Below are 13757 nucleotides of genomic sequence, written 5' to 3'. Positions count from 1 at the left end.
TTCGGGTAGCATAGGCTCAATTGATCTAGCGTCATGTAATAGTTAATAAAATAAATTCGGTTAGTTGTTGAAAAGGTGGTTGTTGTGATATTTATTGGTGCTGCATTTGCAGTTTTGTTGTTGGCGATTTTTTATTTTGCTACAAAAACAGAAGGTGTTCGCAAAGACTTAGTTGCATGCCAAACAAAACTCAACAATATCTCGAATGATAATAAAAGCCAAAGTGAAGTGATTGTTTTATTGGCTGAAGAATTTCAAAAAAATCAAGTTGATAAACTAGCACTGGTTAAACAAACCCGTGGCGAATTGCTTGAAGTTAAAGTGGCTGAGGCGATTTTAGGCCATGGTACTTATATAGTGCAGGATATGGTTTACAAAAACTTGCCGGTTAAACAGGCGGTTGAGCGTAATTTAGGCCGCAGCAGTGACTTATCTGCAGAACAAGTGCACAACTTTTTTGTCGACCAATCACATACAATAAAACAAGCTTGGGCTGGCACGCATGTTCGCCAATATATGCATTTATGCGCTCTGTTGCTTGAATTAGTTGATGGCTAACGAATAATTTTATAGCTGCTATACTTTTTTTATCTTAGACAATTCTCCGGCGTATCAAACATGGGTGTTACCGAAACTGATTTACTCTTATACATAATTGGCATTTGTTTTTTCTTGTTGCCAATTGCGCTTGTAGCTGGTGACAAGCGAGCAATTGGTCAATCAAAAAATATGTGGTTGTTGGCTACTTTGTTTTTGTCGTGGTTAGGTTGGTTGGTTTATATTTCGACAGTGCAAGCCGAAGAAGAAAAGAAGAAAGAACAACAGCGCCGTGCTGAAAAAAAAGCTGCCGAAGAAAGCAAACGTCGCGCCGCAAAAATTCAACAACAAGCCGCTGCAGCCGCTCCGTCCAAAACGAACAAAAAATAATCATCAAGTTACTAATGCTCTAGCCGATAGACTATATATCCACGTAGTTCGGGTATGCTAAGTTGAGGCTGGAGTAGTTTATGAGCGATGTACAACTGTTAAGCGCAATGCTTTATTTGGTTGGATATTTATATCCGATATTTTTTGTTTTAACTAACAACAACACTAAAGGCCAAGAGAAAAATTTGTGGTTGTTTGTGATGTCTATTCTGAGCTGGTTTGGTTTATTTGTATATGTGATGACTGTGCCCGGTGTTCTGAGTAAATATACTCAGCGTTATTTTCCTGCTTATTTGTATCGTAAACCTTAGATAGTTTAGTTACGCAAGACAATATCCGGATCACTGTCTATATCACCTTCTTCATTTAACGTTATGATGTCGTCATCACGCATCAACACTGCGAGTTTTCCTTTGTCTGTTTGGCGAATAAACTGCAATTGATATCCGTATTGGAACAAAGAGTTAGCTGAAAATTTTTGTGCCATAGATAAATGCTCCCACCACTGATTAGGATCAAGTACCAGTTTCCTTTCGTATTTTTGTGTCATACCACTTACCAAAAACAACAAATTATTAACTCTAGTAATAGTAATCTAATTTTCAGCATATTAAACAGCTTTGATGTTAAAAAATGCTGAGAATCTAACAAAAGTGCTATTGTGCTAAATGGAAAAAGAATTATTCTCAAGCTTGCTGTATAAATTGTGATGGTATAACATACTGTGAAAAATGTTATATCGTAACAAATTTATCAGGGTTAGCATGAAAAGCGCAAAATATTCACTAGTAGCAGCGGCCGTTTTGGCTGCGAATTCAGCTGTGGCAGCAGACATCACAGGTAAAATTTTTAATGACAAAGGCGAAGCTGTCGAAAATGCCGATGTTTCCATTATGGGTACAGCATTAAAAACCACTACTAATGAACTAGGTCAATTTACCTTCTCAGATTTAAATCAAGACCATTTTGAGCTGCACGTTTCAGCAAAAGGTTATGTGCACAGCAATACCCATGTGGAATTGGAAGGTCAAGACACATTCGACGTCGCTATTACATTAGCAAAAAGCATTATCGAAGTGATAGATGTAACAGCAAGCCCATTTCATGCATCTATTATTGAATCGTCCATTCCAGTAGAAGTAGTTGCGGGTGAAACTTTACGCCGTCGCCAAGCGGCAACTTTGGGTGACACGTTAGAACATTCTTTAGGGATCCACACTAACTTTTACGCCAATGTTGCAAGTACACCTGTGGTACGTGGTTTGTCTGGCCCGCGTGTATTAATTACTCAAAATGGTTTAGACGTGGGGGATGTATCGCGTGTTGGCCCAGATCATTCAGTCACTTCTGAAGTTTCAACTGCTGAACAAATTGAAATTTTCCGCGGCCCAGCAACTTTATTTTATGGCAGTGGTGCAATTGGTGGTGTGGTTAACGTAGTTGATAACCGAGTGCCTAGAAATAAAGACACCTTTGGTGAGCTATTGGCTGAATACAATCAAAACAACAACCAAAAATTATTTGGATTTAATGCCAATACCAGTGTTAGTGATTTTGCATTCCATATTGATGCTTTTGATCGCCAAGCGGACGATTACACAATTGCTCAAGCGGATGAACATGGCCATGACACAGTTGAAAACAGTGCCGAACAATCAAATGGTTACACACTAGGTAGCAGCTACATATTTGAAGATGGTTTTGTTGGTGTTTCTTATGGTCGTTTAGAGCGTGAATATGGTATTCCTGGTCATGCTCATGGTGACGAAGATGAGCTCGAAGGTGAAGAGCATGAAGACGAGCATCACGAAGATGAAGATTATGAGCACGCAGAAGAAAGTGTTTTTGCATCATTAAAACAAAACCGCTACCAGCTTATTAGTGAAATTAACTTTGAAAATGATTTATTGCGCACAGTTAAATTAAAAGCTGCACAAACTGACTATCAACATGCTGAAATTGAAGGTGATGAAGTTGGTACTGTATTTGAAAGTGAAACCAGCGAAGTGCGTTTAGATTTGTTGCATCAAACATTTGCCGAGTGGCGTGGTGGGGTTAGCCTACATGCAAAACGCTCAGAGTTTGCTGCCCAAGGTGACGAAGCTTTTACCCCAGCATCAACCACAGATGCAATCGCGTTAGCCTTAATGGAAGAAACCCATATAGGGGATGTGTTAATTCAGTTAGGTGCACGAGTTGAAAAAGTGAATATCACTGTAGGTGAATTAAACCACGCTGACATCGAGCTTCATCACCACGATGAAGATGAGCACGCAGAGCATCACGAAGAAGCGCATGAAGAACATCATGACGAAGATGAACATGACGAATTACACGCAGCCCGCGAATTAGATTTTACCCCTGTTAGTTGGTCTGCTGGTTTAGTCTGGGATTTTGCTGACGGATACAATGTTGGTTTGTCGTACTCTCGTGCTCAACGTGCACCTTCAGCAGCAGAATTATTTGCTTTTGGTCCACATATCGCAACTGGCACTTATGAAATTGGTGCGATTTATGAAATGCATGAAGAAGGTGAAGAAATTGTTTTTGAACCTTCAATGCATGATTTAGATGTAGAAACTTCAAAAAATATCGATTTTGCTTTGCGTAAATTTAGTGGCGATTTTGGTTTTGTATTTAATGCCTTCTACAACCAAATAGATAATTATTATTACCAAACTCCAACTGAGTTTTTTGTCGAAGTAAGCCATGAAGAGCACGGCCATGAAGACGAACATGCTGACGAAGTTGAACATGCAAGCGAGCATGAAGAAGACGTGCATGCAGACGAGTTACCGCTGTACCACACACAGTATAAACAAGCTAAGTTGCACGGATTTGAACTCCAAACTGTTTGGCAGGTAAATAATGCGCTTAAAGCGAGCTTTTTTGCCGACTATGTTAAAGCGCGTTTAAAAGATGGTAGTAACTTACCACTGACACCACCAATGAAATCTGGCATTGAGTTAGACTTCCAACAAGATAACTACAGCGTGCAAGTAAACTGGACTCGTTACTTTAAACAAGATGACGTAGCAGAGCACGAATCATCAACTCCTGGTTACAACTGGTTAGATGCAACTGCAAGTTATTACCTACCAGCGGGTGGCATTGATTGGACTTTCTATGTAAAAGGCCGCAACTTAACCGACGCCGATGCACGTGTGCATAGCTCATTCTTAAAAGACCTTGCACCTAAACCAGGCCGCAGCGTGATATTTGGTGTTAGAGGTAATTTTTAAATAACACTCAAAATATAAAACAAAGGTTTTGTTTTATATGCGAAAAGCCATTAGTCTTGCTTTCCTACTTTGAATTAGGGAGCAACTAATGGCTTTATTGTATGTGTACTTTTTTGGACTCGTTATAGTATTGCCATTTGCGATAAGCTTTCATTATTTACTTGCAGAAAAGTTCAGCTTTGCTGAAACAGCCTTATTTAAATCTGTGGTGTATGGCATTGCTTGTGCCCCTTGTGCTGTGGAGCTTGGGGAGGGGCACCACAACAAAGCTTTTGCGTTGGCTTTGTATGCTATTTGGCAAGACTATGGTGTAAAAAATGCAGTTGTATGGATATTGGGTACGGTATCTGTGCTGTTTATTTATTTTTTGTTTGCCAAAATGAAACAGTCGAATTAAAGCTCACTTCGCCACTCAATATAACTCTGTTCTTGTTCAATAATTAAACTTTCAATTTGTTGGCTGTACTCATCAAGTGGCAGTGGCGAACATTTATCTTCAGCTTCTGTAATCATTAACTGGGAAAACTCTTTTGGTGTTTGTTTGATTAAATAGTGGGTGAGTAGCTTGGCGGAAAAATATAACGCAGCATAATCATCTGGCGTCCAAGTTGGATAAGCAGTAAATAACTCATGTGGCTCTAGCACATAATGCTGTTGTTCAAACTTCTTTAACTCATCAGTTATTTTATATGCTTGGTTTGCGGTACTTTCAAAATACTCAGCTAAACCTTCATTAATTACCCTGGCGGTAAAACCAAAAAAGTATTGGTTAAGCCTATGAATGCTTTCGTGCACCGCAGTTTCAATACTTTGTTCTAAAGTGATTAAATTAACAAAAGCCAAATTGGTATAGGGAAAATACACGCCGATGCTGGCTTGGCCATCAAAAGAAATTTGCTCTAATAAACTGATATATTCTTCGCGCTCGGGCAGTAAAAAAAGCACAATTTCTGTTGGTTTGATCAAACTAAATGACAGCTCTTCAGAATAAATTTTTAGCACATCCAACAATCGGTTTTTATACAAAGCCCAAAACGCATCATTAAAGCCAATAGGGTAAATAGCCTGCACCGACAAAGTGTCGTTTATTTTCAGTGTGCCATAGCGGTAGTCATGTTGGGTGAAAGTATCTTCAAGCATATACATAACTTGCTGATACAAATCTTCATCTTTTTCGATTGTGCAGTTATTTATGCTGGTAGTGTTGGCTAACAATTGGCCAACATCAAACACCTGCTGCTCGGGTTTAATAACCTCTAATTGTTCGGCAGGCTTAGAATCGTTAGTTTTTAGTGGTTTTAATTCGAGCTCTTCTTGGATTTGTTTATTGGGCGTGACAGGTGTTTTATGTGCCAGAGTTGGCTGTGACGCTGTTTGGTTAGCTTCGGGATATAAAAAAAACAACAGCGCAGCAATAACAGCCAATAAACTGAATAGAATTGTAAATAAATTATTGGGTTGCTGATTGTGCGCCACGGCTTACTAAGTTTTTATAGTTGGTTTGCTGGGTAAGTTAACTGTAGTTGCTGGCAAAGTAAATGGAATGGTGTTTTTGTATGGGACGCTACTCTAAATAATAAGGGATGAAAACTATGACACCTGGTGTTATAGTTTTCAGAGGGAGAGGGATAAATGCGGATATATAAATCAAAGTGGTTCAGTAAGTGGGCTGACAAGGAAGGATTGCAGAATAGTGATTTGACTATTGCAGTCCAAGAAATGCAAGATGGCTTGATTGACGCTGATCTTGGTGGACATGTAGTGAAAAAGCGGGTGGGTTTAAACGGGCAAGGTAAAAGTGGAGGAGTGCGGACTTTGTTGGCGTTTAAAATTGATGAAAAAGCTTTTTTCATGTTTGGTTTTGCGAAGAATCAGCAAGATAATATCGACAAAAAAGCATTAAAAACGTTGAGATTAATGGCCAAAGAATTGCTCAGTTATAGTGAGAAAATGATATTAACTGCAGTTAATAAAGGTGAATTAATAGAGGTAAAACAAAATGAGTAACAACATTTTAGATGTGATGCATGAAACAGCTAAAGGCCTTGCTGATGCTGGCGTTATGGATGTGCAAACTATGCGTGAATTCGACGCTTTATGTTTACCTGCAGTTGAGCAATATGATGCGGCTGAAATAAAAGCGATCCGAGAAAATGCACGCGTTAGCCAAGCGGTATTTGCTGCATATTTAAATACAAGCCCATCAACAGTTCGCTCGTGGGAGCAAGGTGGCAAAAAACCTAAAGGTACGTCATTGAAACTGTTGAACTTAGTGGCACATAAAGGTCTTGATGCACTTGCCTACTGATACCTAATTAATAGGCTTTGTTCAAGGTTAAATGAATATAAGTGGGATGCAGAAAAATCGTTATGACGGGCAAGTGTATGCTTTTGGCAATGCGTTGGGTAATTGCATTCATTTGGTGATTTTAGTGGTACTTTTTCTGTAGAGGTAGTGAAAGCAGATGGCACAAATTCTGATCAATTAGGCTCAGGGAGTGCTGACTCAGTGCTCGGTAGCATATCTCTCTATGATGTTGAACGAGTCGCTGGGGAAAACGTTGGAACAATTTCTAGATTGAAAGGCGCCGATTTCTCTTTGACGCTTGAGCAGGGCTATACTTTCAATGACTATGGGCAACCAGAGTTTAAATTTGAAGGTTATAGTGTAGATGCTACTTGAGGATGGAAAGGGGAAATGATGTTTTGGATAAGATGGCGCTAGGGCAAATGCCTAAGTTTCCACTTGCCGCAGAAATTGGTTATCACACCAAGCATGCTGAAACTATAAAAGGATTTGAGCGTATTGAAATAGGGGCAATTGGTCGAAATATCTACGCAATTTTAAATAAAACATTCTTCGAGGGTTAAGAATGAAGCAAGTATTTGAAATATCCCCAATAGACCCAAGTTTTACTTGGTTAGATATAGTGGTTGTTTTGTTTATGTTAGTGGCGACTTGGGGTATGTATAAGACCAAAGCGCCGAAACTGCTTCTATTTGGGTTTCTTGCGTTAAGCTTAATTTACGTGACGTCAACTTTGCATGGCATGAATTATCACTATAGTAGTTACAAGGAATACGTAAATTCCAGTCATAAAGTGGAGCTTGTTGAAGGTAGTGTCCTTGAAAAACGACTAAACCCTGCGGGGGCAGGTTGGTTATTTGAAATTGGGAGCCGAAAGTTTGTCTATATTGATCGCGGTGGTAGTGGCTGCCAAGGAGAGGAAGGGTGGTTGAATCGTGTCATAGATGTAGGAGACTATGTTGAACTGAAATACGTACAAACTGACCCTAATCCTGAGATTGTTAGATGTTTAGCTCAATTAAAAATTAGAGTTAAATCTTAACAGCTATTTGCTTGAACAATGTAGAAGCTTTTCGGTTATATTCGGATAAGTGAATTATGCTTTTGACCATGCGTTGGGTAGGTATCAATTTATGCAAATAGTAACCAGTCAGATTTTTAATCAAAGCCCTGCCGCACAGTAAAAAGATTTGCTAAGCATGAGCCTGTGCTAATTACAGAGCGCGGCAAAGCATCGCATATTTTGATGTCGATAAAAGAATATGAATCACTAATAGGACAGTCAAAAAGTATTGTTGATTTGTTGGTTATAAACGAGCAAATTGATGATGTTGAATTTAATAAGTTCTATGTAATGTCTTTGTCACCCGCTGAGTTAGATTAACCCCTAGTTTCCCAAAATTTAATTGGTTGTTAAAAATTTGCAAATACAAAATTGTTGACATAATATGTCTTTCGTTCAATTCGAATTAATCACGAGGGAAAGTTATGTCATTGAATGCATTATCATCTAATCAAACAGTTACCAACAAACTTAAATTTGGCTCAGGTATCGTCTTTGCTATTGTCGCTATCTCGATTGTTTTTAGTAGTGTGTATACGGTTGAGGAAGGTCACGTAGGCATTGTTAAACGTTTTGGCGAAGCCAAATATCAAGAAAACCCAGGATTACATTTTAAGCTACCTTTTATCGACTCGGTCGAACCCATTGAAGTGCGTACGCGTAAAAACGCTGAAAAAATGGCATCTAGTACGCAAGAGCAAATGCCAGTCACCATTGAGGTCAGCGTCAACTGGACTGTAGATAAAGACGCAGCATTAGATTTATTTAGAAAATACGGTGGCTTAGTTCAGTTTGAACAACGTATTTTAGATCCACGTTTTCGCTCTGCAACTAAAGATACAATTCCAAGATACGAAGCTGAGCAGTTAATTCAAGATCGCGCGTTAGCCATTCAAGGTATAGAGCAGCGCTTGATTGAAGAAATGGCTAGCTTTCCTGTGGTAGTTGATAATATCCAAATTGAAAATATAGAGCTGCCAGCAAAATATATTCAATCAATTGAAATTAAACAAACCGAGAAAAACTTGGCCGCGGCAGAAGAGCATAAGCTTGAGCGTCAACGTTTAGAAGCTTTGCGTGAGGTAAATACTGCCGATGCTAAAGCGCAAGGTATTATCAAAGTCGCGGAAGCTGAGGCAAAAGCGATTGTGCTAAAAGGGCAAGCTGAAGCGACGGCAATTGAAGCAAAAGCCAAAGCGCTGCAAAATAATCCGTTAATTGTCAGTTTGACCGAAGCACAAAATTGGGATGGAAAATTACCGACTACTATTATGGGTGAAGGTAGCCTACCTATTTTGGATATGCGTAAAAAATAATAAGGAAAGGGATAAATGGACAATACCATAAAAGTAATTATTGTCGCTGCATTGTTATCTGGTTGTGCAAGTACTGAAGAACAAGCTGCTTCACAACCAGATATTCAGTTAAATTTACCAGCAACAACAGCAGTTAAAACAAAGAATATTGAGTTAACCGACAATTCACCTTTAGCTGATATTGAATTACCTGAGCAACAAGTGCCAGATAAGTTAGTTCGTGCAAGTGTGCCAAAATTAACGGCTGAGAAAGTGACGGGTGGGTTTGAGCAATCAGATAGCCAATTAGTGAATAAACATATTTGTAAATGGTCAGATGCAACTTACCGAGTTGCCGATGCTAACGGTTATATGAATTCATTCAAAACCAAAGTGCAGCTGCAGGCAAAAATATTGTCAGTATCACCCAATGAAGAGGTGGTTAAATTTAGCATTACTGGTTGGTATAGCGAAGATCAAACCTTTAAAGCTTGGGTGCCAAGGCTACGCCAACCTGCATCGGCTGGTGGTTTTATTTTGCAGCAAGGTAAAGAGTATTCTGATCAGTTAGCTAACTGGCAGGTATGCCGTTTAAGTTCTTAAGAAAAGGTAGGCTTGCTTCGTTTGTCTAACTAGAGCAAGCCTCATTTATCCTTGCGATTAAGCCAAATGCTCAGCATGAAACGCTAAATGTTTATCAATAAAACTGCTGATAAAAAAGTAGCTGTGGTCGTAACCTTCATGCGCTGTGTAGTTTAATTCAAAACCTTTTTCAGCCGCGACATCCAACAAAGCTTGTGGTGTTAGTTGATTTTGTAAAAACTGATCAGCTAAACCTTGTTCAATCATTATTGGTTGAATTGAATCTACCTGTTTTAGCAATTCACAACTGTCGTATTCAGCCCAAGTTGTCTTATCTTCACCCAAAAATCCATTAAAAGCTTTTTGCCCCCAAGGAACTTGTGTTGGGTTTACTATAGGTGAAAAAGCAGAAATCGACTGATAACTTTGTCGGTTTTTAAGGCCTATAGTTAATGCGCCATGTCCGCCCATTGAATGACCACTAATTGATTTTTTATCTGAAACATTAAACTCAGTTTCAATCAATTCCGGTAACTCTTGAGTGATGTAGCTATACATTTGGTAGTGTTGGGCAAAAGGTGCTTGTGTGGCATTTAAATAAAAACCTGCGCCTAGGCCAAAGTCGTATGCACCGTCTTTATCGTCTGCTACTTGTTTGCCGCGTGGGCTGGTATCCGGCGCAACTATACAAATGCCAAGCTCAGCTGCTTTTTTAAAAGCCCCTGCTTTTTGCATAAAGTTTTCATCTGTGCAGGTTAAACCTGACAACCAATAAAGCACAGGTACTTTTTGCCCTTGTTCTGCCTGTGGTGGCAGAAAAATTGCGAAAGTCATTTCACAATTATTCACCGCCGATACGTGGCTAAAGCGCTGATGCCAACCACCAGCTACTTTGTTTTCACTTAACTTAGTTAATGACATTGATTTGCCTATTTATCAAAGTGAATAACTGAGCGAATGCTTTCGCCTTCGTGCATTAAATCGAACGCTTTATTGATGTCTTCAAGCCCCATGGTGTGGGTGATAAAGTCGTCCAATTTAAATTCACCATTTAAATATTGTTCAACTATGCCAGGTAATTCACTGCGCCCTTTAACGCCACCAAATGCAGTTCCGCGCCATACTCGGCCGGTTACTAATTGAAATGGTCGCGTAGAAATTTCTTGGCCTGCACCAGCAACCCCAATAATTACTGATTCACCCCAACCTTTGTGGCAGCACTCTAGTGCTGAGCGCATCACGTTTACGTTGCCAATACATTCAAAAGAGAAATCCACACCACCGTCGGTTAATTCAACAATCACATCTTGAATTGGTTTGTCGTAATCTTTTGGATTAATTACGTCAGTAGCGCCGAGCTTTTTGGCTAAATCGAATTTTTTCTCGTTAAGGTCAATCGCAATAATACGGCTGGCTTTGGCCATAGTTGCGCCAATAACAGCAGATAAACCTATACCACCTAAACCAAATACGGCAACAGTATCACCTTCTTTCACTTTAGCTGTATTCAGTACTGCACCCATGCCCGTGGTGACACCACAGCCTAATAAACACACTTCTTCAAGCGGTGCTTCTTTGTTTATTTTAGCAAGTGAGATTTCTGGTAAAACAGTGTATTCGGCAAAAGTTGAGCAGCCCATATAGTGGTAAATTGGCTGGCCGTCTTTATAAAAACGTGTGGTGCCATCTGGCATTAAACCTTTGCCTTGGGTTGCTCGAATTTTTTGGCATAAGTTGGTTTTGCCGGATAAACAAAATTTACATTCGCCACACTCAGGTGTGTATAACGGAATAACATGGTCGCCCACAGCAACGCTTGTTACACCTTCGCCAACCGCTTCAACTATACCACCACCTTCATGGCCTAAAATGGCTGGGAAAATGCCTTCAGGATCTTCACCTGACAAAGTGAAAGCGTCGGTATGGCATACGCCAGAGGCGATTACTTTAATTAGCACTTCACCTTTTTGCGGAGGCATTACCTCTACTTCTTCAATTTTAAGTGGTTGATTTGGTCCCCAAGCAACTGCTGCTTTGGCTTTTATATAGGCTTGTGTCATGGCTTGAATATCCTAATATTTAAATTGTTGAGCCTTGGTTGGAATAGTATCAAGGTAATTATTTATTGAATAAACACACAAAAGTTGTGGTGTTTAGCGACTGTGCCAGAAATAACCTTTAACGTATAGGTTTGTGAGCTAATTCATCTAGTCAAGTAGACAAACTCCGAAAAATTTCCTACAACTATAGATGCTGGTTAAAACTTGACCTCAAATCAATATCTCGCAATAACTATAAATAGGGATCTATTATGAAATTTAAATTCCAACAGAGTGCAATGGCTGTTGCCCTTGCCGCCGCGTTGGCCGCGTGTAATGTATCGATTGACGTAAATGATGAAGATAATGACGATCAACAAATGCATCTTAAATATGGTGTATTTGTTGATAGTCCAGTAGAAGGTCTCTACTACGAAACCGATAGTCAATCAGGCATGACAGACTCAGATGGTGGTTTTTATTATTATGACGGCGAATACATAACTTTTAGCGTCGGTGATGTCGAACTGCCTGAAGTGATGGCAATGTATGAAATCACCCCGATGGATTTGGTTCCGTCTGCGACAGATGTGAATGATGAAACTGTAGTGAACTTGTTGCAGTTTTTGCAAAGTTTAGATTCAGATGGTGATCCTGATAATGGTATTTATATAGATTCTGCGGCACATGGCGAGTTTAGCGGTACGGTGTTAGATTTTTCCGCTGCTGATTTTGACACCACTTTTGCTGCAAGTTTAGCCAATTTAAATCTTACTTTGGTCGATGCCCAAGATGCGATTGACCACTTTGTTGACGGTGGTTATTACCCACCTATGCACGGCATGGACAAAGGTTTGTATGGTAGCTGGATATTTGTTGAAACTGATGACGCAGGTAATGATGTTGGCCGCCATGTACTCACTTTTATTGAAGGTAATAGATATATTCTATCGCACGAGACGGATGATCAAGAAGGTAATGATCAAGTTGCCGGTTCGGTTGAGTTTGCCAAATATGAAATAGATGAGCATGGTCAATTTCATGTTGTGCAAGTTATTGAAGCTTCAGATGGTGATGGTGGTTTAGAAAATGAAGGTCGACCAAACGAACAATTTTTCTCATACAATGAAATGGGACAGCTTGAATTAAAAATGCGTGAAGCACCTGATTTAGGTGATGGGCAGTGGGATACGGATATGAATAATTGGGGGGATTATAATGTAATGACATTAGAAAATGCCTTCGACCCGAATGATTCAATGACTGGCTCTTGGGTTTTACAAGAAATGGATGACACTGGTATGCCAGTCATGGACTCGTATCACGTGATTACCCTGTTTGGTGGTGGCGAATATTCAGTTGCACATACTATGAATGAAGAAGCCTATGATGGCATGACTGCTGTTGCAGCTTCTTCTGAGTGGGGCTCGTTTACTATTGACGATAATGGTTTTGCCTTAAATACGCCGCATGTTGATTTAGATGGCCCTGGAGGCATGTATGATGCTGATAATATTGATGAAACGACAGAAAATGTAGTCGTTAATGCGGATGGATCTCTTGAAATTACTGCTGAAGGCGAAACCTTCAGTGTGATGCCGGTATTTAGCATGAAAATGCTGATGGATGCAGATGTAATGGGAAGCATTGTTTTCCATACAAACCCAGGCATGGGCGGAGATTTAGAATTTGTCGATGTATTTACGTTTAATTCGGATGGTACTGGCTCTTTTTATTGGATGGATGATCCCGATGAAGTTGAAAATTTTGATTGGGAAATTAATGATATGTATCAGTTAGAAATTGAGACTGAATTAGGCTCAATTGGTCATTACACCTTAGTAGCAGGTAACCTAAATTCGGGTTATTTGATGGGAATGTGGGATGAAGATGGAGATGGTCATTTCGAATATGCCAATGACATAGTTGTAACCTATACCCAAACGCAAAGCTTACTCGGCGACATCTTATTTAGTTATGGTGATAATGAAGGTACAGGTCATTTTTCATTTATGGATGATGGTACAGGTTCAGTAATGTGGGATAGTGATCCAAATGATATTGAAGGCTTTATGTGGATGTTCACCGATAATGGCGAATTGCAGATAGACCTTGCCGATGCAGCCGGTTTACCTGATATCTATACTATTGTCAGTGGCACATTTATGGATGGTGAGTTGTCAGCGCAAATTGATGATGATGAAAATGGTTTGTATGAAGTCATAGATTTGAAGGTGGTTGCAACACCAATTACCAGTGCTGCTGCCAATTAGTTTCGCTGGTTAACAAGGTAAGCTATAA

General features: G+C 39.6%; 18 protein-coding genes. 14 read left to right on the top strand and 4 right to left on the bottom strand.

The genetic code is table 11. From position 1 onward, the window contains the following. Positions 1–84: 84 nt before the first annotated feature. The 3 genes from ACMZOO_RS08005 to ACMZOO_RS07995 all read left to right on the top strand — a co-directional run bounded on the left by ACMZOO_RS08005 (position 85) and on the right by ACMZOO_RS07995 (position 1238). Complete coding sequence (locus tag ACMZOO_RS08005; protein ID WP_016956108.1) at positions 85–558, top strand: hypothetical protein; 474 nt, start codon at positions 85–87, stop codon at positions 556–558. Between the two features lie 60 nt (positions 559–618). Continuing rightward, positions 619–927: a hypothetical protein gene (locus ACMZOO_RS08000; RefSeq protein ID WP_440906161.1), complete on the top strand. Its 309-nt coding sequence runs from the start codon at positions 619–621 to the stop codon at positions 925–927. Positions 928–1007: 80 nt separating this feature from the next. Continuing rightward, the gene (locus ACMZOO_RS07995; RefSeq protein ID WP_440906160.1) at positions 1008–1238 is read left to right on the top strand and encodes a hypothetical protein; all 231 of its coding nucleotides are present in this window, start codon (positions 1008–1010) and stop codon (positions 1236–1238) included. Positions 1239–1243: 5 nt separating this feature from the next. Here the strand turns inward: ACMZOO_RS07995 and ACMZOO_RS07990 are convergent, their stop codons facing one another. Continuing rightward, the gene (locus ACMZOO_RS07990) at positions 1244–1477 is read right to left on the bottom strand and encodes a hypothetical protein (RefSeq protein WP_016956111.1); all 234 of its coding nucleotides are present in this window, start codon (positions 1475–1477) and stop codon (positions 1244–1246) included. A gap of 214 nt (positions 1478–1691) precedes the next feature. Between ACMZOO_RS07990 and ACMZOO_RS07985 the strand changes: the two genes are divergently transcribed. Together ACMZOO_RS07985 and ACMZOO_RS07980 are read left to right on the top strand one after the other, a co-directional pair. Next, a complete protein-coding gene (locus ACMZOO_RS07985) occupies positions 1692–4169 on the top strand; it encodes a TonB-dependent receptor (RefSeq protein WP_440906159.1) in 2478 nt (825 codons plus the stop codon). Between the two features lie 88 nt (positions 4170–4257). Next, positions 4258–4566, top strand: coding sequence for a hypothetical protein (locus ACMZOO_RS07980; protein ID WP_440906158.1), 309 nt, complete (start codon positions 4258–4260; stop codon positions 4564–4566). Here the strand turns inward: ACMZOO_RS07980 and ACMZOO_RS07975 are convergent. After that, positions 4563–5645: a hypothetical protein gene (locus tag ACMZOO_RS07975; RefSeq protein WP_440906157.1), complete on the bottom strand. Its 1083-nt coding sequence runs from the start codon at positions 5643–5645 to the stop codon at positions 4563–4565. The genes ACMZOO_RS07980 and ACMZOO_RS07975 overlap by 4 nt on opposite strands. Positions 5646–5801: 156 nt before the next feature. Here ACMZOO_RS07975 and ACMZOO_RS07970 point away from each other — a divergent pair, with 156 nt between their 5' ends. The 8 genes from ACMZOO_RS07970 to ACMZOO_RS07935 all read left to right on the top strand — a co-directional run bounded on the left by ACMZOO_RS07970 (position 5802) and on the right by ACMZOO_RS07935 (position 9438). Further along, entirely contained in the window at positions 5802–6176 is a 375-nt protein-coding gene (locus tag ACMZOO_RS07970) for a type II toxin-antitoxin system RelE/ParE family toxin (protein WP_440906156.1), read from the top strand. Next, positions 6169–6477: a helix-turn-helix domain-containing protein gene (locus tag ACMZOO_RS07965; protein ID WP_440906155.1), complete on the top strand. Its 309-nt coding sequence runs from the start codon at positions 6169–6171 to the stop codon at positions 6475–6477. The genes ACMZOO_RS07970 and ACMZOO_RS07965 overlap by 8 nt, the downstream gene beginning before the upstream one ends. A 102-nt stretch (positions 6478–6579) precedes the next feature. Beyond that, positions 6580–6852, top strand: coding sequence for a hypothetical protein (locus tag ACMZOO_RS07960; protein WP_440906154.1), 273 nt, complete (start codon positions 6580–6582; stop codon positions 6850–6852). A gap of 47 nt (positions 6853–6899) precedes the next feature. Next, entirely contained in the window at positions 6900–7040 is a 141-nt protein-coding gene (locus tag ACMZOO_RS07955; protein WP_440906153.1) for a hypothetical protein, read from the top strand. A gap of 2 nt (positions 7041–7042) precedes the next feature. Continuing rightward, positions 7043–7519: a hypothetical protein gene (locus tag ACMZOO_RS07950; RefSeq protein WP_440906152.1), complete on the top strand. Its 477-nt coding sequence runs from the start codon at positions 7043–7045 to the stop codon at positions 7517–7519. 165 nt (positions 7520–7684) lie between these two features. Next, the gene (locus ACMZOO_RS07945) at positions 7685–7861 is read left to right on the top strand and encodes a hypothetical protein (protein ID WP_440906151.1); all 177 of its coding nucleotides are present in this window, start codon (positions 7685–7687) and stop codon (positions 7859–7861) included. A 104-nt stretch (positions 7862–7965) separates the two neighbouring features. After that, positions 7966–8856: a prohibitin family protein gene (locus ACMZOO_RS07940; RefSeq protein WP_440906150.1), complete on the top strand. Its 891-nt coding sequence runs from the start codon at positions 7966–7968 to the stop codon at positions 8854–8856. 15 nt (positions 8857–8871) lie between these two features. Beyond that, positions 8872–9438: a hypothetical protein gene (locus tag ACMZOO_RS07935; RefSeq protein WP_440906149.1), complete on the top strand. Its 567-nt coding sequence runs from the start codon at positions 8872–8874 to the stop codon at positions 9436–9438. Between the two features lie 57 nt (positions 9439–9495). Here ACMZOO_RS07935 and fghA read toward each other — a convergent pair whose 3' ends face one another. Both fghA and ACMZOO_RS07925 read right to left on the bottom strand, forming a co-directional pair. Beyond that, positions 9496–10338 (bottom strand): S-formylglutathione hydrolase, encoded by an 843-nt coding sequence (gene fghA / locus ACMZOO_RS07930; protein ID WP_440906148.1) that lies wholly within the window; start codon positions 10336–10338, stop codon positions 9496–9498. Positions 10339–10346: 8 nt separating this feature from the next. Beyond that, positions 10347–11477 (bottom strand): S-(hydroxymethyl)glutathione dehydrogenase/class III alcohol dehydrogenase, encoded by a 1131-nt coding sequence (locus ACMZOO_RS07925; protein WP_440906147.1) that lies wholly within the window; start codon positions 11475–11477, stop codon positions 10347–10349. 251 nt (positions 11478–11728) lie between these two features. On the opposite strand from ACMZOO_RS07925, the gene ACMZOO_RS07920 reads away from it, so the two are divergent. Then, a complete protein-coding gene (locus ACMZOO_RS07920) occupies positions 11729–13729 on the top strand; it encodes a hypothetical protein (RefSeq protein WP_440906146.1) in 2001 nt (666 codons plus the stop codon). Positions 13730–13757: the final 28 nt, after the last annotated feature.

Origin of the sequence: Catenovulum sp. SX2 (assembly GCF_052056295.1) — a bacterium.
Classification (GTDB): Bacteria; Pseudomonadota; Gammaproteobacteria; order Enterobacterales; family Alteromonadaceae; genus Catenovulum.
The sequence above is the reverse complement of the archived record's forward strand: the minus strand, read 5'-3'. Positions and strand labels throughout refer to the sequence as shown.